Consider the following 18,750-nt stretch of genomic DNA (forward strand, 5'->3'; position numbering starts at 1 on the left):
GGAGGCCTCGATGGCGCAATCCCTCGACGACGACGCCAAGCGCCTGGCGGAACTCGGTTACAAACAGGAGCTGTCCCGAACCTGGAGCGGCTTCTCCAACTTCGCGATCTCCTTCTCCATCATCTCGATCCTGGCCGGCTGCTTCACCACGTTCGGCCAGGCCTGGAACAACGGCGGCCCCATCGCGATCTCGTGGGGCTGGCCGATCATCTCGATCTTCATCCTGATCATCGGCCTGTGCATGTCGGAGCTGGTGTCGGCCTATCCCACGGCGGGCGGCATCTACTGGTGGGCCGCCAAGATGGGCAAGCCGATCCACGGCTGGTTCACCGGCTGGTTCAACCTGATCGGCCTGGTGGCGGTGACCGCGTCGGTCGACTACGGCTGCGCGACCTTCATGAACATCACCCTCGACCGGTTCTTCGGCTACGAGGTGTCACTCACCAACACCTTCATCCTGTTCGCGATCATCCTGGCGCTGCACGCGCTGATCAACATCTACAGCCACCGGCTGATCTCCCTGCTGCAGAACGTCTCGGTGTGGTGGCATGTCTTCGGCGCGGCGGTGGTCGTGCTGATCCTCATCTTCGGGCCCGACTCGCACCAGTCGATGTCGTTCGTCTTCACCGAGACGATCAACAACTCGGGCTTCAGCGACAACAGCTTCTGGTTCTTCGTGCTGCCGCTGGGCTTCCTGCTCACCCAGTACACGATCACCGGCTTCGACGCCTGCGCCCACGTGTCGGAGGAGACCCAGGGCGCGTCAACCGCGGCGGCGCGCGGCCTGTGGCAGTCGATCTTCTACTCGGCGATCGGCGGCTGGGTCCTGCTCCTGGCGTTCCTGTTCGCGGCCACCGACGTCAACGAGATCAACAACCAGTTCGGCTTCGTCGGAGCCATCTTCGACACGGCCGTGCCCGGGAACCTGGCCAACGCGATCTTCGCGATCTCCACGATCGGCCAGTTCTTCTGCGGCATGAGCTGCGTGACCTCGATGTCGCGGATGACCTACGCGTTCTCCCGGGACGGCGCCGTCCCCGGGTGGCGGCTCTGGTCCAAGGTGGACCGGAACCGGACACCGGTGAACGCGATCATCCTGGGCTGCGTCGCCGCCCTGGTGCTGACCCTGCCGGCGCTGTGGGAGGCCCCGACGGGCACCCCGCTCGCGTTCTACGCGGTCGTCTCGGTCGCGGTCATCGGCCTCTACATCGCCTTCGCGATCCCCATCTACCTGCGGCTGCGCATGGGCGACCGGTTCCAGCCCGGACCGTGGACGCTCGGGCGCAAGTACAAGGTGATGGGCTGGATCGCGATCATCGAGATCGTCGTCGTGTCGATCTACTTCATCATGCCGCTGGCCCCCGCCGGGGTGCCGTTCACCGCCGACTTCACCTGGACGGCCGTGAACTACGCGCCGATCGTGGTGGGCCTGATGGTGCTCGGCGTCGGGCTGTGGTGGGCGCTGTCGGCCCGCCACTGGTTCAGCGGCCCGCGCCGGACCGTCGACGAGCCGGAGCCCTTCGTCAAGCCGTAGAAACCTATTGGGCCTCGAAGGCCGCCGCCACGGCGGCGGCCACCGAGGTCATGTCGCCGGAGTGGGTCTCGCGGGACACCGAGGTCATGTCGACGTCGGGCATCCCGCAGGGCACCGCCAGGTCCCACGGGGTGAGGTCGCCGTCGACGTTGATGGCGAACCCGTGGCTGGTCACGCCCTTGGAGGCGCGCATGCCGATCGAGACGATCTTCCGGCCGGTGTCGCGGGTCCAGACCCCGGTGAGCAGTTCGGAACCGGGCGGCGTGTCCCGCCGCTCGGCCGCGACGCCCACCGCGGCGAGGGCCTCGACCAGCCGGAGTTCCACCTCGCGGATGTAGTCGACGACCCCCTCGCCGGTGCGCAGCTTGACGATCAGATAGCCGACCAGCTGCCCGGGGCCGTGATAGGTGAGCTGCCCGCCCCGGGTGGTCGTCACCACGGGGATCCCGTGGGAGGGGTCGGGCAGGTGTTCCGTGAGCGTCCGCCGGCCGACCGTGAACACCTTCGGGTGGCTGAGCAGCCACAGGGTGTCGGGGCGGCGATCCTCCTGCCGGTCGGCGATGAGTTCGTCCATGGTGACCATGGCCTTCTCATAGTCGACCAGCTCGTCGTGGATCAAGGTCAGCGGCCGTGCGTCCATGAAACCGAGGATAGGTCAGTGGTGGGCGTAGTTCCGCGCCGGTGCCTTGGGAAAGACCACCCACATGATCAGGTACGCGATGAACTGCGGACCAGGGAGGATGCAGGAGGCGAGGAACAGGAGCCGGACGACCGTCGGGGACATGTTGAACCGCTCGGCGATACCGCCGCAGACCCCGGCGATCATCTTGTGCTGACGGGATCGGTGCATCAGGAGTTCCTCCATCGTGTGGATCGGTTACCGGTTCAACGAACCGGTGACTAACCCCCGTTCCACCACGAACCCTGAGAAAACCCCTAGGTGATGAGCAGGGCCATCGCCGCCGGATCCTGGTACTCCCGCCAGAGGGTGATCCGCCCGTCCTCCACGCGCACGACCACCGCGAACGGCGCGGCCGCCCGCAGGCCGTCGGCCGTGCGCACCCCCTCGATCTCGTATTCGACGACGGCGACCCGAGGGTCGGCGGTCTCGTGCACGACCACGTCACGGACCTCGGTGAAGGTGACGCGGGACCGCAGCGCCTCCCGCTGCGGCACGGCCCTGGCCGCGAACGCCGCCCGGCCCTCGATGCGCCGGGGTGCGCCCGGCGGGGCGAACGGGCTCTCCACCACCCCGTCGTCGGCCAGGAACTCTTCCAGGCCGGCGGACGTGCCGGTCAGGAGGTGGTCGCGGAAACGCTCGAAGGCATCCAGCGGTCCGGTCAGCAACACGGCGCACCCCTAACATGAGTGGCGACTCACTATGTCCCGGCTAAATTATGAGTCATCACTCATCTTGTCAACGGAGCGCCGTGTCCGATCCGCCCCTGCGTGCCGACGCCCGCCGCAACCGGGCCCGCATCCTGGCCGCCGCCGCCGAGGTCTTCGACGCCCACGGCACGTCCGCGTCGACCGAGGAGGTGGCGCGTACGGCGGGGGTCGCGATCGGCACGGTCTTCCGGCACTTCCCGACCAAGGCCGATCTGCTCACCGCGCTCATGAAGGACCTGCAAGAACGGCTGGCCGGCCGGGCGGCCGCCCTCGCCGAGGAGGGCGACGGGACGGCGCTGTTCACCTTCTTCGCCGAGGTCGTCGAGTACGCCGCCGGCGCCCGCACGGTGGTCCACCTGCTGGCCGTGGACGTCGGGGTGGACCGCCAGGTGGCGGCCCTCGGCGCGGCCGTCGAGGTCCTGCTCGCGCGGGCCGGGGAGGCGGGCACGGTCAGGGCCGGCGTGCGGGCCGACGAGGTCACCGCGCTGCTCGCCGCCGCCTGTCACGGCGCGCTGGCCGCCGGGTGGACGCCCGACCTGCGGCATCGCGCCGTGGCCCGGCTGCTCGACGGCCTGCGCCCCTAAGGGGCTGGGTGCCGGTCGTACACGAAAGGACTGAGCGAGGCCCCCAGGCGGCTGAGCGCCCCGATCGTCGCCCGGCGGAAGGGCTCTTGCAGCAGCAGCCACGCGAACCATCCGAGGACCAGGTTCATCCAGTACGACACCAGCCGGTAGAGCAGCACGACCGCCGCCGCCTGCTCCGCCGACATCCCGGCCGCGATGTACGTCGCCGCCATCCCGACCTCGGCCACCCCGAGCCCGCCGGGCACCACCGCCAGCGCGGCGGCCGTCTTGGCCGCGACGAAGCCGAGCAGCACGGTGTGGGGGGTGGCGGTCGCCTCGATCGCGCAGCAGACCGCGCCCAGGCTGATCACGTCGAGCACCCAGTTGAGCAGCGCCAGGTTGGCCAGCCGCAGATGGTCGCGGCGGGTGCCGCCGACCGTGTTGAAGGTGGCCTTCAGCTGCCCCGACACCTTGGGCAGCCGGTCGAGCAGGTGACCGGCCCTGAAGAGCAGGACGCCCGCCACGACCAGGCAGCCGAGCGCGACCAGCGTCACCAGCCGGGTCTCCGGCGAGATGACCAGCGCCACCAGCGCCAGCACCCCGAACGTGCCGCCCGAGTAGGCCGCCGCCAGCACCAGCACCGCCGCGATCAGCCGCTTCCCGGCCCCGAGCTTGGTGAAGACCTGCGTCGTGTACGCCACCGACACCACCGGCCCGGCCGGCAGCGACCCCGCCACGGCGTTGCGGGCGAAGGTCACCGCCAGGATGCGGGGCCGGGAGACCCGGACCCCGCCCAGGGCCAGCAATCGGCGGAGGAACCGGGCGAACACCATCATCGCGAGGATCTGGAACCCGGCCGCGACCAGCAGCCAGTCGACGTCGGCGGCGGTGATCACATCCCACACCTCGGACGGTGCGGGGAGCGCGTTCCTCAAGGTGAGGTACGCCAGCACGGCCAGTCCCGCCATGGCCGGCCACTTCAACCGGCGAATCATCCTCACTCCGCAAATGATGCACGTTTGACCTGAGACGCCGCTGAGAGGGTCAGGGTCAAACCCACGACCGCCCACCCGGCGAGGACCAGCAGGGGGAGCCCGAGCGCGGCCCCGTCGAAGAAGACGACGTTCCTGATGGCGGCCGACCCCTGCCCGACCGGGAGCACGTGGCCGACGGCCGCGTACCACTCCGGAATGAACCGCGCCCCGAGCGGCCCGCCGCTGGCCGGCACCCCGATCAGCACGAAGAGCAGACCGGCCAGCCCCGCGCCGGGCGTGCCGATGAGCCGCACCAGCCCCGCGACGACCAGCCCGAGCGTGATCACGATGGCCGCCGAGACGCCCGCGAGCCCGAGGAACGCACCGGGCAGCGCCCCGAACACGACGTCGCCGAGCCAGGCGTTGGCCAGCCCGATGGTGACGCCCGCGAGCACCACAGCCCCGATGCCGGCGAGCGGCCTCTCCTTCGCGGCCGCGACCCCGATGGCGATGCCGGGGATGACCAGCCCGAGCACGAAGAACATGCCGGCGATGCCGCCCTGGTCGCCGGGCGGCAGCGGGTGCGCGTCCTCCACCGTCAGCGGCGCGGCGTGGGTGAACACCGAGGTGATGACCGTGGACGCCGCCCGCCCGGCGGCGCTGGCCACGACCAGCTTCTGCTGCTGCGGCAGCACGACCGCCTCGACCTCGCGGTCGGCCAGCGCCGCGCGCGCCGCGGCCTCGTCGGCGTAGGCCGTGATCTCGAACTTGCCCGCCAGCTTCCCGCCCATCTGCGCGGCGGCCTGCGGGGGCCCGACGACCGCGACCGGCACGTCGTGCGGCTCGGGCGAGTGCAGGGCGCCGACGAACGAGCCGACGAAGAACATCCCGATGAGGGTGGCCAGGACCACCGCCGGGATCAGCCTCTTCATGATTTCTCTCCTTGATGACTTCAACGCTGTTGAGTTCAACATAGATGAATTCAACGTGGTTGAATAGCCCCCATGGAAAGCAGCAAGACGGGCCGCCGGCCGGGCACCCCGCAGACGAAAGAGGCGATCCTCGACGCCGCCATCGCGTCGTTCGTCGAATCGGGCTACGCCGCCACGACCATCCGCGGCGTAGCCCGCGCCGCCGACGTCGACCCGGCCCTGGTCATGCACTTCTTCGGCTCGAAAGACGGCCTCTTCGACGCCGCCCTGCGCGGCGCCATGCCCGTCCGGGAACTCGCGGTCGCACTGTCGGGCGACGTCTCCTCTCTGGGCGCCCGCCTGACCCGCCGCTACCTGGAGGTCTGGGAGAGCCCGGAGACCGGCCCGAGGATCCGCGCCATCGTCGGCTCCATCGCCTCGACGCCGGCCGCCGCCCAGATCATGCGCGACTTCATGAGCGGCGAACTGGCCACCCCGCTGGCCAAGAGCCTGCCCGGAGACCAGCCCGAGCGCCGCGCGATCCTGGCCGCGGCCCAGCTCATGGGCATGGCCTTCGCCCGCTACCTGCTCGCCGTCGAGCCCATGGCCTCGATGACGACCGACGAACTGGTGATCTCCGTAGGCCCGTCCGTCCAGCGCTATCTGACAGGGGATCTTGGGTAATAGGGTGGGAAAGGCCCTGAAAACGGAGGTTCTTGTGGACGCGGCGGCCCTCCAGACCCAGTCGAAGCTGATCCTTCGTCAGAAGATCACCCCGATGGTCAACCGCTATGTGGTGAGCGCTGCCTCACCCGACGGCTCCGAGGGCCCGGTGGTCGCGTTCGCCGAACAGAAACGCCTGGCCCTGAAGGAACAGGTGACGTTCTACACCGACGAGAGCCGCGCCGAGGCCCTGGCCGCCTTCAAGGCCCGCAAGATCATCGACCTCGCGAGCGGCTACGACGTGGTCGACGCGTCGGGCACCTCGATCGGCATGTTCCGCAAGGACTTCGGGAAGTCGCTGCTGCGCTCGACCTGGCACGTGCAGCAGCCGGGCCTGCCGACGTACACGGGCACGGAACGGCGGCTGTCAGTGGCCTTGTTAAGGCGTTTCTCCGACTCGCTGGAGTGGCTGCCCTACCACTTCGACTTCAGCGTGGGGGCGTCGATCGCCTTCTCTGTCGACCGCAAGTGGGGCCTGCGCGACAGGTACGCGATCGAGATCAACGACCCGAGACTCGACCGGCGCCTGGTGATCGCGATGGCGGTGGCGCTCGACGCGCTGCAGTCGAGATAAGGCGCCGCCGAGACAGGGTGCGTCACACACTCCCTTGGCCGAAAAACAGAACATAACGTCCAAATGTGGACAATGTTCTGAGAAGGTTCTCCCGGGCGGGCCCGTTCCCGAACTCCATCAGGGCCCGTCGGTCACTGCAGTTCTGCGTGGTCTCGGCCCTGGTCTTCATCGGCGCAAGTGTGCTCTTCCTCATGTTCACCGGCCACAAGGACGCCGAGGCCGCCCGGGCCCGCGTCACCCATGCGGTGGAGGGCCTGCTGCCCCTCATCAGAGAGGGGGAAATCCCCGCCGTGCTGCCGGGCGGAGACGACCTGGCGATACAGGTCCTCGACCCCCGCGGCCGGACCGTCGGGGCCTCCCCGCGGCTCCTCGGCCACCCGCCGATAGCCGCCTTCCCCGCGACCGGCCACCCCGTACACGCCGAACAGGTGCTGTGTCCTCCGGCCGGGCTCAGGGGCTGCATGATCGCCGACTCGTACAAGGTCGACCGGCCGGACGGGGTCTGGCTGCTGCACGTGGCCGTCCCCCAGAGCTCCTGGTACGGCAGCACCACCGTGCTGGCCTTCGTGACCGGCGCGTCCCTGCTGCTGACGGCGACAGTGGCGGCGGGCACGTTTTACGTGGTCAACAGGGACGTGACCGCGATCGACGCGATCCGCGCGGAGCTGGCGGAGATCAACGCGACGGCCCTCGACCGCCGGGTCCCCCTCGCCGCCCCGAACCAGGAGGAGATCAACCTGCTGGCCGTGACGGTCAACGACACCCTCGACCGCCTGGAGCAGGCCTACAACCAGTTGCGGCGCTTCACCGCGGACGCCTCCCACGACCTGCGAAGCCCTCTCACCGCCGTGCGGACCCGCCTCGAGGACGCGCTCGCGTATCCGCAGGACACCGACTGGCCGGAAATGACGGCGGCGGTGCTGGCCGGGGTGGACCGGCTGCAGGCGATCGTGACCGACCTGCTCACCCTGGCCCGGCTGGACGCCCGTGCCCCCCTCGCCCCCGAGCGGACCGACCTGACCCGGCTCGTCGACACCGAACTCGACCGGCGCCTCCGCCGGGTGGCCGTCGTCAAGGACCTTCAGCCGGACGTCGTCGCCGACTGCGACCCGCTGCGCATCGCGCGCCTGCTGATCAACCTGGTCGACAACGCCGAACGCCACGCCACCTCGCGGATCACCGTCAGCGTGCGGGCCGATGAGTCGGCCGTGACGCTGGAGGTGCTCGACGACGGCACCGGGATCGCCGCCGAGGACCGGGAGGTGGTCTTCACCCGCTTCGCCCGGCTGGACGCCGCGCGCAACCGGGACGCCGGCGGAACCGGCCTGGGTCTGGCGATCGCCCGGGAGATCGCCGAAGCCCACCGGGGCACCCTCACCATCCGCGACAGCGACCGCGGGGCCCGCTTCGTCCTGCGCCTGCCCGTCGACCGCTAGCCTCATTAGGCCGTTCACCTGCGGTTTCTTACCCTGCGGTTTCTTACGATGTCACGTATGCGTACCCCACTCGGTGACTTCCTTCGCGCCCGGCGGCAGATCGTGTCACCCGGCCAGGTGGGCCTGCCGAGCGGTGCCCACCGCCGCACACCCGGACTGCGCCGGGAGGAGGTGGCGTTCCTGGCCAAGGTCAGCACCGACTACTACACGAAACTGGAGCAGGGCATCGAACGCCGTCCGTCCGACCAGGTGCTCGACGCCCTGGCGCGGGTGCTCCGGCTCGACGGTGACGCCACCGGCCACCTTCGAGCGCTCGCCCATCCCCCGCAGAGCCGATCCGAGGCCGCCGACCCGGACCACGACGTCAACCCCCAGGTGCTGCGGCTGATGGACCAGTGGCACGACGTGGCGGCCGCGGTGGTGAACCACCGGACCGACGTGCTGGCCTGCAACGCGCTCTGGGACGCCATCACCGGCGACTTCGGGCGCACCGGCAACCTCCTGCGCATCCTCTTCCTCGATCCCCGGGCACGTGAGCGCTGGGTGGAGTGGGACACGGAGGCGGGGGCCATGGTGGCCCACCTTCGCGCCAGCCTGGGGGCGAACCACGACGACCCCTCCCTGAACGCGCTGGTCGCGGAGCTCTCGGAGGCGAGCGAGGACTTCCGGCGGATGTGGGGGCGCCACGACGTGCGGCTCAAGCGCCGCGACCCGGTCCTCCTGCGCCATCACCTGGTCGGCGACCTCACCCTCTGGCACGAGTCGTTCCCCATCGACAGCGCCCCGGGCCAGCGCCTCTGGACCGCACAGGCGGAGCCCGGCAGCCCCACCGAGGTGGCGCTGGGCGTCCTGCGTACGCTCGCCCACGCGAAAGCCGGCTGATCGGGGGAACATCGGCGGCGCTCCCCGTGTTACCGTGTTATCGGGATTGCGTGTTTCTGGCCCCTTCTCGGGCACACGCTCCCCACACTTCACTCTCTGATTCACCGAAGGCGTCCACTGGGCCTTCCGTGGCCTGCCTTCCCGTGCTCCCAAGGAGCCCACCATGGCAACCCCCCTCGTTCGCCGTGCCCGGAACGTGCGCGGCATCCTCGACGGTCGTCACCTGCGGGTCGACGGCTATCTCACATCACCCAACGACGTCGTCGTCCCGCCTGAGCTGCTGAAAGGGCTCCGGCAGGGCGACGTCGTCCACGGCACGGCCCAGGGCGGCAGGCTCGTGTCCGTCGACTCCGCGCCGCCCGGCCACCGGCCGCACTTCGCCGATCTCACGCCCGTCCACCCGGAGGAACGGCTCCGGCTGGAGACCAGCAAGGGCGTGCTGTCCACCAGGGTCATCGACCTGCTGACGCCCATCGGCAAGGGGCAGCGGGGGCTCATCGTCGCGCCGCCCAAGGCGGGGAAGACGCTGATCCTCAAGGCCATCGCCGACGCGGTGAGCGCCAACCATCCCGACGTCCACCTCATGGTCGTGCTCGTCGACGAGCGGCCCGAGGAGGTCACCGACATGCGGGCGTCGGTGAAGGGCGAGGTCATCGCCTCGACCTTCGACCGGCCGCCGGCCGATCACATCGCCGTCGTCGAGCTCGCGGTCGAGCGGGCCAAGCGGCTCGTCGAGCTCGGGCAGGACGTCGTGCTGCTCATCGACTCGATCACCCGGGTCGGAAGGGCGTACAACATGACCCTGCCCGGCGGCGGGAAGACGCTCAGCGGCGGGATCGACGTGCGGGCCGTGCATCCGCCGAAGCGGATCCTCGGCGCGGCGCGCAAGCTGCGTGAGGGCGGATCCCTCACGATCATCGCGACGGCCCTGGTCGAGACCGGGTCGAAGATGGACGACAACCTCTTCGAGGAGTTCAAGAGCACCGGCAACATGGAGCTGCGGCTCAGCCGCGCCCTGTCGGAGCGGCGGGTGTTCCCGGCCGTCGACGTCACCGGGTCGAGCACCCGCCGCGAGGAGCTCCTCCTCGATCCCGCCGAGCTGCCGCTGGTCTGGCAGCTCCGCAAGGCTCTACGCGCGGACGAGAGCTTCGAGCCGTTCCTGTCCAAGCTGAAGGACACCGGCTCCAACGCCGAGCTTCTCCTCGGTCTCACCCGGGCCGCCTAAGCTGACGGGCGTGCTCCCGGTCACCCACGCCCTGCCGCGGCTGCTGGCCGCCCTCGACGACGCCGGCGCGGCCGTGCTGACCTCGCCCCCGGGCAGTGGCAAGACCACGCTCGTGCCGCTCGCGCTGGCCCCACGCAAGGTCGTGGTGGCCGAGCCCCGGCGGATCGCCGTGCGGGCCGCCGCGCGACGCATGGCCTGGTCACTGGGCGAGAAGACGGGCGAACGGGTCGGCTACACGATCCGCGGCGAACGCCGGGTCTCCGCGCGGACCCAGATCGAGGTCGTGACGACCGGCGTCCTTCTCCAGCGGCTCCAGCGTGACCCCGAACTCACCGGGGTCGACGTGGTCATCGTCGACGAGTGCCACGAGCGCCATCTCGACGCCGACACCACCCTGGCCTTTCTTCTCGACGTACGCGCCGCGCTCCGCCCCGACCTGCGCATCCTGGCCATGTCGGCCACCGCCGACGCGCCCCGGTGGGCGTCCCTGATCGAGGGGCCCGTGGTCGAGGCCCAGGGCGCGGTGCATCCCGTCGACGTCGTGTGGGCGCCGCCGCCCCGGCCCGCCGTGATCTGGCCCCGGGTCGACGCGGCCTTCCTCTCCCACGTCGCCGCCACGGTCCGCCGCGCCTGGCGGGAGCGCGAGGGCGACGTGCTCTGCTTCCTCCCCGGCGTGGCCGAACTCGGGGCGGTCGGCCGCCGGCTGGGTGATCTCGACGTGCTGCAGGTGCACGGCGGGTCGCCCTCCCACGTCCAGGACGCGGTGCTCTCCCCCAGTGAGGAGAGGCGCGTCATCCTGGCCACGTCGGTGGCCGAGTCGAGCCTGACCGTGCCCGGGGTGCGGATCGTGGTCGACTCCGGGCTGGCCCGGGAACCCCGGATGGACCACGCCCGGGGCCTGGGGTCCCTGGTGACGGTTCCGGCGTCGAGGGCGGCGGCCACCCAGCGGGCCGGGCGGGCGGGCCGTGAGGCGCCGGGAGCCGTCTATCGGTGCTGGCCGGAGGCCGAGCGGCGGGCCGACCACCCGCAGCCGGAGATCGCGCTGGCCGACCTCACGTCCTTCGCCCTTCAGGCCGCCTGCTGGGGCTCCGACCAGTTGTCTCTGCTCGACCAGCCGCCGGCCGGGCCGTTGAAGGCGGCCCGCGAGACGCTCACGCTGCTGGGCGCCCTCGACGACGGCAGGGTGACCGCGAAAGGCCGCCGGATCGCGGGCGTCGGCGTCCATCCCCGGCTGGCGCGGGCGCTGCTCGACGCGGCGCCGCTGACCGGGGTCCGGCAGGCGGCCGAGGTGGTGGCGCTGCTGGGCGGGCAGCTCCCCCGCGACGCCTCCGACGATCTCGTCGCGGCCTGGCGGGCCGGCCGCACCCCCGAGTTGCGGCGCGAGGCCGACCGGCTCGCCCGCGAAGCACCGTCGCAGGCGGAGGGGCGCGGCCTCTCCGACGACCAGGCCGCCGGGATCGTCGTCGCGCTGGCCTATCCCGAGAGGGTGGCGCGGCGGCGGGCCGGGTCGGGGTTCGTCATGGCGTCCGGGACGGGGGCCGAGGTCGGGCAGGGGTCGCGGCTGGCCGAGGCCGAGTGGCTGGCCGTGGCGGTCGCCGACCGGGCCACCGGCCGGGCCGCCGCGCGGGTTCGCCAGGCCGCCGTCATCGACGAGGGCGTCGCCCTCATGTCGGGCCCCGTCGTGGAGGACGACGAGATCGCCTGGCGCGACGGCGACGTCGTGGCCCGGCGCGTTCGGAGGCTGGGGGCGATCGAGTTGTCGTCCAGGGCCCTGAAGACCGATGTCTCGGCGGCCGTCAAGGAAGGGCTGCGGCAGGAGGGGGTGGGACTGCTCACCTGGACGCCGGCCGCCCGCGCGCTCAGGGAGCGGATGGAGTTCGCCCGCCGGGCGCTCGGCGATCCGTGGCCCGACGTGGAGAAGGCGCTGGTCGAGGGGCTCGATCTGTCCAGGGTCCGCCGGCGGGCCGATCTGGCCGCGCTCGACGTGGCCGCCGCGCTCCGGGGGCTGGTGCCGTGGCAGGTGCGGCTCGACGAGGTCGTGCCCGAACGGCTGGAGATCCCCAGCGGTTCGCAGGCCCGCCTCGACTACAGCGGCGAGCGCCCGGTGCTGGCGGCCAAGGTGCAGGAGCTCTTCGGGTGGACGGCCACCCCGGTCGTCGCGGGCGTTCCGGTCACCATCCACCTGCTCTCGCCGGCGGGGCGGCCGGTCGCGGTCACCGGGGATCTGGCGTCGTTCTGGCGGGAAGGCTATCGGCAGGTCCGGGCCGAGCTGCGGGGGCGTTATCCGAAACATCCCTGGCCGGAGGATCCGCTCGCCGCGGCGCCGACGTCCCGGACCAATCCCCGGCGTCGCTAGACGATCAGTCAAGATCATGTCCATTTCGGTCAAGCGATCATCCGCGTTATTCCCCAAAAGGACATACCTCTACTTTTCGCCCCATTTGTCCACTTACGGTGCTTGAGACAGCACAAATCGCATACCAGGGGGACAAATGCGACACGCTCGTCTTCGGCTCGCCGCTCTCGGCACGGCCTCGGCAGTGGTGACCGCCGCCGCCTGGGCCGGGACGACGGCGGCATGGGCAACACCCGTCCCGGACGTCCCCTCATCCGCACCCGCGGGGAGTCCTGAGCCGACCCAGAGCCCAACAGGCTCGGAGAGTCCGTCCGCCAGCCCCACGACGACCGCCGAACCGGCGACGGCCCTGCAGGACGCTCTCACGAAGAGCGCCGAGGCCAACACGGCGTCGGGCACGATGCACTTCAGCAGTCAAGGCAAGATCGACGCGCGCGGCACCTGGGCGCGCCAGAACAAACCCAACCTCCTGACCGCGAAGGTCAACCAGCTCACGCTCGACGGCAAGGCCAACTCCGCCAAGCCGCAGATCATCGTCAACGGCGAGACCGCCTTCGTGAACGGCGACGGCCTGATCCCGAACCAGGGCAACACGTGGTGGAAGGTACCGCTGAACAACCTGCCCGGCGAGCGCGGGAAGATGATCTCCGATCTGCTCACCAGCGGCCGCCTCCAGGACCCCGCGACGATCAAGCAGATCGCGGGCGCGCACAAGGACGTCGAGAACGAGGGCGAGGAGGAGGTCGGCGGCCAGACCGTCACCCACTACAGCTCCACCCTCGACACGCAGGAGGCGGCGGAGGCCGCCGGTCTGCCCGCGCCGACGCCGTCGCCCACCAACTGGCCCAAGACCCTGCGGGTGGACACCTGGGTCGACTCCTCGGGCATGGTCAAGCGACAGCAGTTCCGCAACGAGGAAGGCGGCCGGCCGTTCAACCTGAACCTGACGGTCAAGGAGTACGACAAGCCGGTCACCGTGCAGACGCCGCCGGCCGGCCAGGTCAAGGAGGTCGACCAGCAGACCCTGAAGAACCTCCTGGGCGAGTAGCCCGGCAACCCGGCCTAGACGCGTCCTCCCTACGGGGAGGGCGCGTTTTGGCATGATCACCGGTCATGAGCCAGTGGAGAGTCCTCATCGAGGAGAACGTCGGCAGCGCCAACGGCAAGGAGTGGCGGGTCTCCGACATCTACGAGGTCAAGGGTGAGCGGGCGGAGGCGCGGTCGATCGCGTACGAGCTCGCCGTGCGGCACCAGCCGCAGCACCCGATGAACCAGGGAACCCGCAGTGTCTACCGCATCAGCGACGACGAGTACCTGACCACCATCAAAGGGGCGACCGCGAAATATCACTACAGAGTCGTCGTGGCCGAGCTCTTGACGCTGGATGCTAGCGAGGAGCTATCTTAGTGATATCACTTCGATAGTCAGGAGGAAGGGCATGGAGCGAGAGGCCTTCCGGATGAACGGATTCGTCATCCTGGTCGCGCTGCTCGTCGTGGCGGCCGCGCTGGTGCTGTTCGGCATGACCCAGGACGAGGCGTTCTTCATCGTGTGCGTGGTCGTGGCGGCGGTGATCGTGTTCCTGCCGGCGTCCGGCTTCGCCGTGGTCAACCCCAACGAGGCCAAGGTCGTGCAGTTCTTCGGCCGCTACATCGGCACCATCAAGACCGCCGGGTTCACCTGGACGGTCCCGTTCACCGACAAGAACCGCATCAGCCTCCGGGTGCGCAACTTCGAGACCACCAAGCTCAAGGTCAACGACGCCGACGGCAACCCCGTCGAGATCGCGGCCGTCGTGGTCTACCGGGTCGTCGACACCGCCAAGGCGTCCTTCTCCGTCGACGACTACGAGAACTTCGTCGCCATCCAGTCGGAGGCCGCCGTGCGGCACCTGGCGACCTCCCACCCCTACGACAGCCACATCGAAGACCGCACCAGCCTCCGCGACGGCGCGACGGTCGCTGAGGAGCTCACCACCGAGCTCCGCGAGCGCACCGACCTGGCCGGCATCGAGCTGCTGGAGGCCCGCATCACCCATCTGGCCTACGCCCCCGAGATCGCCCAGGCCATGCTGGTCCGCCAGCAGGCCGCCCAGGTCGTCGCCGCCCGGCGGCAGATCGTCGAGGGCGCGGTCGGCATGGTCCAGCTCGCCCTCGACCGGCTGAGCGCCGAGCACGTCGTCGAACTCGACGAGGAGCGCCGCGCCGCGATGGTCTCCAACCTCCTGGTCGTCCTGTGCGGCGACCGGGCGACCCAGCCGGTGGTCAACACCGGCAGTCTGTATGCCTGACGAACGTCCCGCCAAGAAGGAGCCCAAGAAGCTCCTGCTGCGGCTCGACCCGGCCGTCCACGAGGCGATAGCCAAGTGGGCGGCCGACGACCTCCGCAGCGTCAACGCGCAGATCGAATACGCGCTCCGCATGGCGCTGACTCAGGCGGGACGGGCGCCGAAAAGGTCCGACTAGGCATCGTCTTGGTTACGAGCCTTCTAATGGCAGGTACGTCCGGTCCACACTCTGGACATGTCGTGGGCCGGACGAACCGCCGTGGAGATAGCCGACGCCGTGCGCGCCGGCGAGGCGACCGCGGAACAGGTCGTGGCCGACCACCTGGAGGCCGTCGCCGCACGTGACGGCGCGATCGGCGCCTTCCGCGCCGTCCTGGCCGAGTCGGCGATGGCCGACGCGAAGGCCCTGGGGCACCGCCCCGACCTGCCCCTGGCGGGCGTACCGGTCGCGATCAAGGACAACGTCGCCGTGGCCGGCCAGATCACCACCAACGGCACCCGCGCCGCCTCGCCCGAGCCGGCGCCCGAAGACCACCCCGTGGTCGCCCGCCTGCGCGCGGCGGGCGCGATCGTGCTCGGCCTGACGAAGTGCCCCGAACTCTGCCTGTACGCCACCAGCGACACCCGCAACCCCTGGGATCCCCAGCGAACCGCCGGCGGATCGTCAGGCGGAAGCGCCGCGGCCGTGGCCGCCGGAATGGTCCCCCTGGCCCTGGGAAACGACGGCCTGGGCTCGTTACGCATCCCCGGCGCGGCGTGCGGCGTGGTCGCCCTCAAACCCGGCCACGGCCTCCTGGAGCCCCCGCCGCACGACTGGTTCGCGATGTCCGAGAACGGCCCGCTGACGACGACCGTGAACGACACGATCCTGGCCCTGACGGTGATGACCGGCACCCCGATCCTCCCCGAGGCCGAAGACCTCCGCATCGCCGTCGCCACCAACCCCCTCCCGCCCGGCTTCTCGGTCGACGCGGAGTTCCAGGAAGCGGCGAGAGCCGCCGGCGCGACCTTGCGCGAAGCCGGCCACACCGTGGTCGACCACGGCCGCCGCTTCCCGATGTCGTTGGGCTGGTCGACGATCGCCGCCTGGTACTCCTGCGCCGCCGCCGACTCCCACGACCTCGACGAGAGCAAGCTCGAACCCCGCACCCGCTCGATGGCCCGCCTGGGCCGCTTCCTGCAACGAACCCGACGGGACGGCTCCCGCAGACGCGACGACTGGCGCGCCTACGGCGCCGACCAGTGGTTCGGCGACATCGACGTCCTGATCACCCCGACCATCGCCCACCTGCCGCCTTCGGCCGAGGGGTGGGCGTCGAAGGGGATGGCCCGGAACGCTTATGCCGACATCACGTTCGCGCCGCTGACGGGGGCGTGGAACATGGCGGGCTGGCCGGCGATGACGCTGCCGTTCGGAAGGCACAGCTCGGGGCTGCCGATGGGGGTGCAGCTGATCGCACCGCCGGACGGGGAGGGGCTGCTGCTGAGTTTGGCGGGCTATCTGGAACGCGCGCAGCCCTGGTCGAGGCACGCACCCGGCCACTGACCGACCTCAAGAGGCCGAGCGACACGACAGGCCGCCCGACCTCAGGAATCTGGACTGCCCGGCTAGATCCCGATCGGGTGCCAGACCGTCTTCGTCTCCAGGAACGCCGTCATCCGGCCCGTCCCCGGATCAGCCGCCCAGTCGGTCTTCCCGTTGGGCCGCAGCACCCGCTTGAGGTTCTCCGCCGCCAGTTCCTCGCACTTCTGCGCCAGCTCCGCGTCCGCCCCCGTCAGGTCGATCCCGTTCACGTCCATGTGACCGGCCAGCCACGGCGCCATCTCCGCGGACGACCCGGTGAGGATGTTCACCACCCCACCGGGCAGGTCGGAGGTCGCCAGCACCTCAGCCAGCGTGATCGACGGCAGCGGCGCCCGCTCCGAGGCGATCACGACGCACGTGTTCCCCGTCACGATCACCGGCGCGATCACCGAGACGAGCCCGAACAGCGGGCCCATCGGAGGAGCCACGATCCCGACCACCCCGGTCGGCTCCGGCGTCGACAGGTTGAAGTAGGGCCCGGCGACCGGGTTCGACGACCCGCGGAGCGAGGAGATCTTGTCGGACCACCCCGCGTACCAGACCAGCCGGTCGACGGCCGCGTCGACGAGTTCGCCGGCCTTCTTGCCCGACACCCCGTCGGCCTCGGCGACCTCCGAGACGAACTGGGAGCGGCGGCCTTCGAGCATCTCGGCGATCCGGTAGAGGATCTGGCCCCGGTTGTAGGCGGTGGCGGCCGACCAGCCCGGGAAGGCCTTGCGCGCCGCCGTGACGGCGTCGCGGACGTCCTTGCGGGATGCCTTGGACGCGTTGGCGAGGAACTCGCCCTTGGCGCCGGTCACGACGTATGACCTCCCGCTCTCCGACCGTGGGAACGCACCGCCGATGTACAGCTTGTACGTCTTCCGTACCGACAGCCGCTCGCTCACGAGATCTCCTTCAGGTACGCCTCGAGACCGTGGCGACCGCCCTCACGCCCGTAGCCGGACTCCTTGTAACCGCCGAACGGCGAGGTGGGGTCGAACTTGTTGAAGGTGTTCGACCACACGACCCCGGCCCGCAGCTTGGACGCCGTCCACAGCATCCGCGACGCCTTCTCCGTCCAGACGCCGGCCGACAGGCCGTAGGGCGTGTTGTTCGCCTTCTCCACGGCCTCGGCGGGGGTGCGGAAGGTGAGGACCGACAGGACCGGGCCGAAGATCTCCTCGCGGGCGATCCGGTGGGACTGGGAGACGCCGGTGAACACGGTCGGCGGGAACCAGAACCCCTTGTCGGGCAGGGAGCAGGCCGGTGACCACCGGTCAGCGCCCTCGGCCTCGCCCGTGTCCGACAGTTCGCGGATCTTGGCGAGCTGGGCGGCCGAGTTGATGGCGCCGATGTCGGTGTTCTTGTCGAGCGGGTCGCCGAGCCGCAAGGTGGACAGCCGCCGCTTCAGCGACGACAGCAGCTCCTCGGCGACCGACTCCTGCACCAGCAGGCGCGACCCGGCGCAGCAGACGTGCCCCTGGTTGAAGAAGATGCCGGTGACGATGCCCTCGACGGCCTGGTCGATGGCGGCGTCGTCGAACACGATGTTGGCGGCCTTGCCGCCGAGTTCGAGGGTCACCTTCTTGTTGGTGCCGGCGACCGACTTCGCGATCAGCCGGCCGACCTCGGTGGAGCCGGTGAAGGCGACCTTGTCGACGTCGGGGTGGCCGACGACGGCGGCGCCGGTCTCGCCCGCGCCGGTCACGATGTTGACCACGCCCGGGGGCAGGTCGGCCTGCTGGCAGATCTCGGCGAACAGCAGCGCGGTCAGCGGCGTGGTCTCGGCGGGCTTCAGCACGACGGTGTTGCCGCAGGCCAGCGCGGGCGCGATCTTCCAGGCCAGCATCAGCAGCGGGAAGTTCCACGGGATGACCTGCCCGGCGACGCCGAGCGGGGTGGTGCCGTAGCCGGCGTATGCGAGCTTGTCGGCCCAGCCGGCGTAGTAGAAGAAGTGGGCGGCGACCAGGGGGAGGTCGACGTCGCGCGACTCCTTGATCGGCTTGCCGTTGTCGAGCGACTCCAGGACGGCCAGCTCGCGGGCGCGCTCCTGGATGATCCGGGCGATCCGGAACAGGTACTTGGCCCGCTCGGAGCCGGGCAGCGCCGACCAGACGCCGAACGCCTTGCGGGCGGCCTGCACGGCCCGGTCGACGTCGGCCTCGGTGGCCGAGGCGACCTCGGCCAGGGTCTCCTCGGAGGCGGGGTTGACGGTCTTGAAGGGGGTTCCCGACCCGTCCACGAACTCGCCGTTGATGAACAGCCCGTACGACGGTCTGATGTCGACGACATCGCGCGACTCGGGCGCCGGTGCGTACTCGAAGATCAT

General features: G+C 70.4%; 20 protein-coding genes. 13 read left to right on the forward strand and 7 right to left on the reverse strand.

Going from position 1 to position 18,750, the window contains the following annotated elements; genetic code table 11:
- Positions 1-10: 10 nt before the first annotated feature.
- A complete protein-coding gene (locus FDA94_RS19960) occupies positions 11-1,534 on the forward strand; it encodes an amino acid permease (RefSeq protein WP_137248594.1) in 1,524 nt (507 codons plus the stop codon).
- Between the two features lie 4 nt (positions 1,535-1,538).
- Here FDA94_RS19960 and lipB read toward each other — a convergent pair whose 3' ends face one another.
- From lipB to FDA94_RS19975, 3 genes are all read right to left on the reverse strand, one after another.
- The gene (gene lipB / locus FDA94_RS19965) at positions 1,539-2,174 is read right to left on the reverse strand and encodes a lipoyl(octanoyl) transferase LipB (protein WP_137248595.1); all 636 of its coding nucleotides are present in this window, start codon (positions 2,172-2,174) and stop codon (positions 1,539-1,541) included.
- A gap of 15 nt (positions 2,175-2,189) precedes the next feature.
- Positions 2,190-2,384 (reverse strand): PspC domain-containing protein, encoded by a 195-nt coding sequence (locus FDA94_RS19970; RefSeq protein WP_137248596.1) that lies wholly within the window; start codon positions 2,382-2,384, stop codon positions 2,190-2,192.
- An 86-nt stretch (positions 2,385-2,470) separates the two neighbouring features.
- Positions 2,471-2,884: a nuclear transport factor 2 family protein gene (locus FDA94_RS19975; protein WP_137248597.1), complete on the reverse strand. Its 414-nt coding sequence runs from the start codon at positions 2,882-2,884 to the stop codon at positions 2,471-2,473.
- Positions 2,885-2,964: 80 nt separating this feature from the next.
- On the opposite strand from FDA94_RS19975, the gene FDA94_RS19980 reads away from it, so the two are divergent.
- Positions 2,965-3,507, forward strand: coding sequence for a TetR/AcrR family transcriptional regulator (locus FDA94_RS19980; RefSeq protein ID WP_246060048.1), 543 nt, complete (start codon positions 2,965-2,967; stop codon positions 3,505-3,507).
- Here FDA94_RS19980 and FDA94_RS19985 read toward each other — a convergent pair.
- Both FDA94_RS19985 and FDA94_RS19990 read right to left on the reverse strand, forming a co-directional pair.
- A complete protein-coding gene (locus tag FDA94_RS19985) occupies positions 3,504-4,481 on the reverse strand; it encodes a lysylphosphatidylglycerol synthase transmembrane domain-containing protein (protein ID WP_246060056.1) in 978 nt (325 codons plus the stop codon). The two genes, FDA94_RS19980 and FDA94_RS19985, sit on opposite strands and share 4 nt — an antisense overlap.
- Before the next feature lie 2 nt (positions 4,482-4,483).
- On the reverse strand, positions 4,484-5,392 hold the full coding sequence (locus tag FDA94_RS19990) for a hypothetical protein (RefSeq protein ID WP_137248600.1): 909 nt from the start codon (positions 5,390-5,392) through the stop codon (positions 4,484-4,486).
- A gap of 72 nt (positions 5,393-5,464) precedes the next feature.
- Here FDA94_RS19990 and FDA94_RS19995 point away from each other — a divergent pair, with 72 nt between their 5' ends.
- From FDA94_RS19995 to FDA94_RS20045, 11 genes are all read left to right on the forward strand, one after another.
- Positions 5,465-6,055, forward strand: a complete 591-nt coding sequence (locus FDA94_RS19995; RefSeq protein WP_137248601.1) for a TetR/AcrR family transcriptional regulator — start codon at positions 5,465-5,467, stop codon at positions 6,053-6,055.
- 34 nt (positions 6,056-6,089) lie between these two features.
- Positions 6,090-6,668 carry an LURP-one-related family protein gene (locus tag FDA94_RS20000; RefSeq protein WP_212735405.1) on the forward strand — a complete coding sequence of 193 codons (579 nt, stop codon included), beginning with the start codon at positions 6,090-6,092 and terminating at the stop codon, positions 6,666-6,668.
- Positions 6,669-6,733: 65 nt separating this feature from the next.
- A complete protein-coding gene (locus tag FDA94_RS20005) occupies positions 6,734-8,104 on the forward strand; it encodes a sensor histidine kinase (RefSeq protein ID WP_137248602.1) in 1,371 nt (456 codons plus the stop codon).
- A gap of 57 nt (positions 8,105-8,161) precedes the next feature.
- A complete protein-coding gene (locus tag FDA94_RS20010; protein ID WP_212735406.1) occupies positions 8,162-8,986 on the forward strand; it encodes a helix-turn-helix domain-containing protein in 825 nt (274 codons plus the stop codon).
- Between the two features lie 163 nt (positions 8,987-9,149).
- On the forward strand, positions 9,150-10,211 hold the full coding sequence (gene rho, locus FDA94_RS20015; protein ID WP_137248604.1) for a transcription termination factor Rho: 1,062 nt from the start codon (positions 9,150-9,152) through the stop codon (positions 10,209-10,211).
- A gap of 10 nt (positions 10,212-10,221) precedes the next feature.
- Positions 10,222-12,567, forward strand: coding sequence for an ATP-dependent helicase HrpB (hrpB, locus tag FDA94_RS20020; protein WP_246060049.1), 2,346 nt, complete (start codon positions 10,222-10,224; stop codon positions 12,565-12,567).
- A gap of 136 nt (positions 12,568-12,703) precedes the next feature.
- Positions 12,704-13,615 (forward strand): SCO4651 family lipoprotein, encoded by a 912-nt coding sequence (locus tag FDA94_RS20025; RefSeq protein ID WP_137248606.1) that lies wholly within the window; start codon positions 12,704-12,706, stop codon positions 13,613-13,615.
- A 65-nt stretch (positions 13,616-13,680) separates the two neighbouring features.
- Complete coding sequence (locus FDA94_RS20030) at positions 13,681-13,974, forward strand: hypothetical protein (RefSeq protein ID WP_137248607.1); 294 nt, start codon at positions 13,681-13,683, stop codon at positions 13,972-13,974.
- Between the two features lie 31 nt (positions 13,975-14,005).
- Positions 14,006-14,857 (forward strand): SPFH domain-containing protein, encoded by an 852-nt coding sequence (locus tag FDA94_RS20035; RefSeq protein WP_137248608.1) that lies wholly within the window; start codon positions 14,006-14,008, stop codon positions 14,855-14,857.
- Positions 14,850-15,032 carry a type II toxin-antitoxin system antitoxin gene (locus FDA94_RS20040; protein ID WP_062338348.1) on the forward strand — a complete coding sequence of 61 codons (183 nt, stop codon included), beginning with the start codon at positions 14,850-14,852 and terminating at the stop codon, positions 15,030-15,032. Before FDA94_RS20035 ends, FDA94_RS20040 begins: the two co-directional genes overlap by 8 nt.
- A 57-nt stretch (positions 15,033-15,089) precedes the next feature.
- Complete coding sequence (locus FDA94_RS20045) at positions 15,090-16,400, forward strand: amidase (RefSeq protein WP_137248609.1); 1,311 nt, start codon at positions 15,090-15,092, stop codon at positions 16,398-16,400.
- Positions 16,401-16,462: 62 nt separating this feature from the next.
- Here FDA94_RS20045 and FDA94_RS20050 read toward each other — a convergent pair whose 3' ends face one another.
- Together FDA94_RS20050 and FDA94_RS20055 are read right to left on the reverse strand one after the other, a co-directional pair.
- Positions 16,463-17,326, reverse strand: coding sequence for an aldehyde dehydrogenase family protein (locus FDA94_RS20050; RefSeq protein ID WP_137248610.1), 864 nt, complete (start codon positions 17,324-17,326; stop codon positions 16,463-16,465).
- Positions 17,323-18,750: an aldehyde dehydrogenase family protein gene (locus tag FDA94_RS20055; protein WP_137248611.1), complete on the reverse strand. Its 1,428-nt coding sequence runs from the start codon at positions 18,748-18,750 to the stop codon at positions 17,323-17,325. Before FDA94_RS20055 ends, FDA94_RS20050 begins: the two co-directional genes overlap by 4 nt.

It is taken from the genome of Herbidospora galbida, from assembly GCF_005233835.1.
GTDB classification, from domain to species: domain Bacteria; phylum Actinomycetota; class Actinomycetes; order Streptosporangiales; family Streptosporangiaceae; genus Herbidospora; species Herbidospora galbida.

What these genes read in the sequence shown, in the direction of transcription:
- FDA94_RS20030 (WP_137248607.1), top strand. Translation starts at nt 13,681, where the DNA reads ATGAGCCAGTGGAGAGTCCTCATCGAGGAGAACGTCGGCAGCGCCAAC.
- FDA94_RS19990 (WP_137248600.1), bottom strand. Translation starts at nt 5,392, where the DNA reads ATGAAGAGGCTGATCCCGGCGGTGGTCCTGGCCACCCTCATCGGGATG.
- FDA94_RS20035 (WP_137248608.1), top strand. Translation starts at nt 14,006, where the DNA reads ATGGAGCGAGAGGCCTTCCGGATGAACGGATTCGTCATCCTGGTCGCG.
- FDA94_RS19960 (WP_137248594.1), top strand. Translation starts at nt 11, where the DNA reads ATGGCGCAATCCCTCGACGACGACGCCAAGCGCCTGGCGGAACTCGGT.
- FDA94_RS20010 (WP_212735406.1), top strand. Translation starts at nt 8,162, where the DNA reads ATGCGTACCCCACTCGGTGACTTCCTTCGCGCCCGGCGGCAGATCGTG.
- FDA94_RS19970 (WP_137248596.1), bottom strand. Translation starts at nt 2,384, where the DNA reads ATGCACCGATCCCGTCAGCACAAGATGATCGCCGGGGTCTGCGGCGGT.
- FDA94_RS19985 (WP_246060056.1), bottom strand. Translation starts at nt 4,481, where the DNA reads ATGATTCGCCGGTTGAAGTGGCCGGCCATGGCGGGACTGGCCGTGCTG.
- FDA94_RS20040 (WP_062338348.1), top strand. Translation starts at nt 14,850, where the DNA reads ATGCCTGACGAACGTCCCGCCAAGAAGGAGCCCAAGAAGCTCCTGCTG.
- rho (WP_137248604.1), top strand. Translation starts at nt 9,150, where the DNA reads ATGGCAACCCCCCTCGTTCGCCGTGCCCGGAACGTGCGCGGCATCCTC.
- FDA94_RS20045 (WP_137248609.1), top strand. Translation starts at nt 15,090, where the DNA reads ATGTCGTGGGCCGGACGAACCGCCGTGGAGATAGCCGACGCCGTGCGC.
- FDA94_RS20055 (WP_137248611.1), bottom strand. Translation starts at nt 18,750, where the DNA reads ATGATCTTCGAGTACGCACCGGCGCCCGAGTCGCGCGATGTCGTCGAC.
- FDA94_RS19995 (WP_137248601.1), top strand. Translation starts at nt 5,465, where the DNA reads ATGGAAAGCAGCAAGACGGGCCGCCGGCCGGGCACCCCGCAGACGAAA.
- FDA94_RS20025 (WP_137248606.1), top strand. Translation starts at nt 12,704, where the DNA reads ATGCGACACGCTCGTCTTCGGCTCGCCGCTCTCGGCACGGCCTCGGCA.
- lipB (WP_137248595.1), bottom strand. Translation starts at nt 2,174, where the DNA reads ATGGACGCACGGCCGCTGACCTTGATCCACGACGAGCTGGTCGACTAT.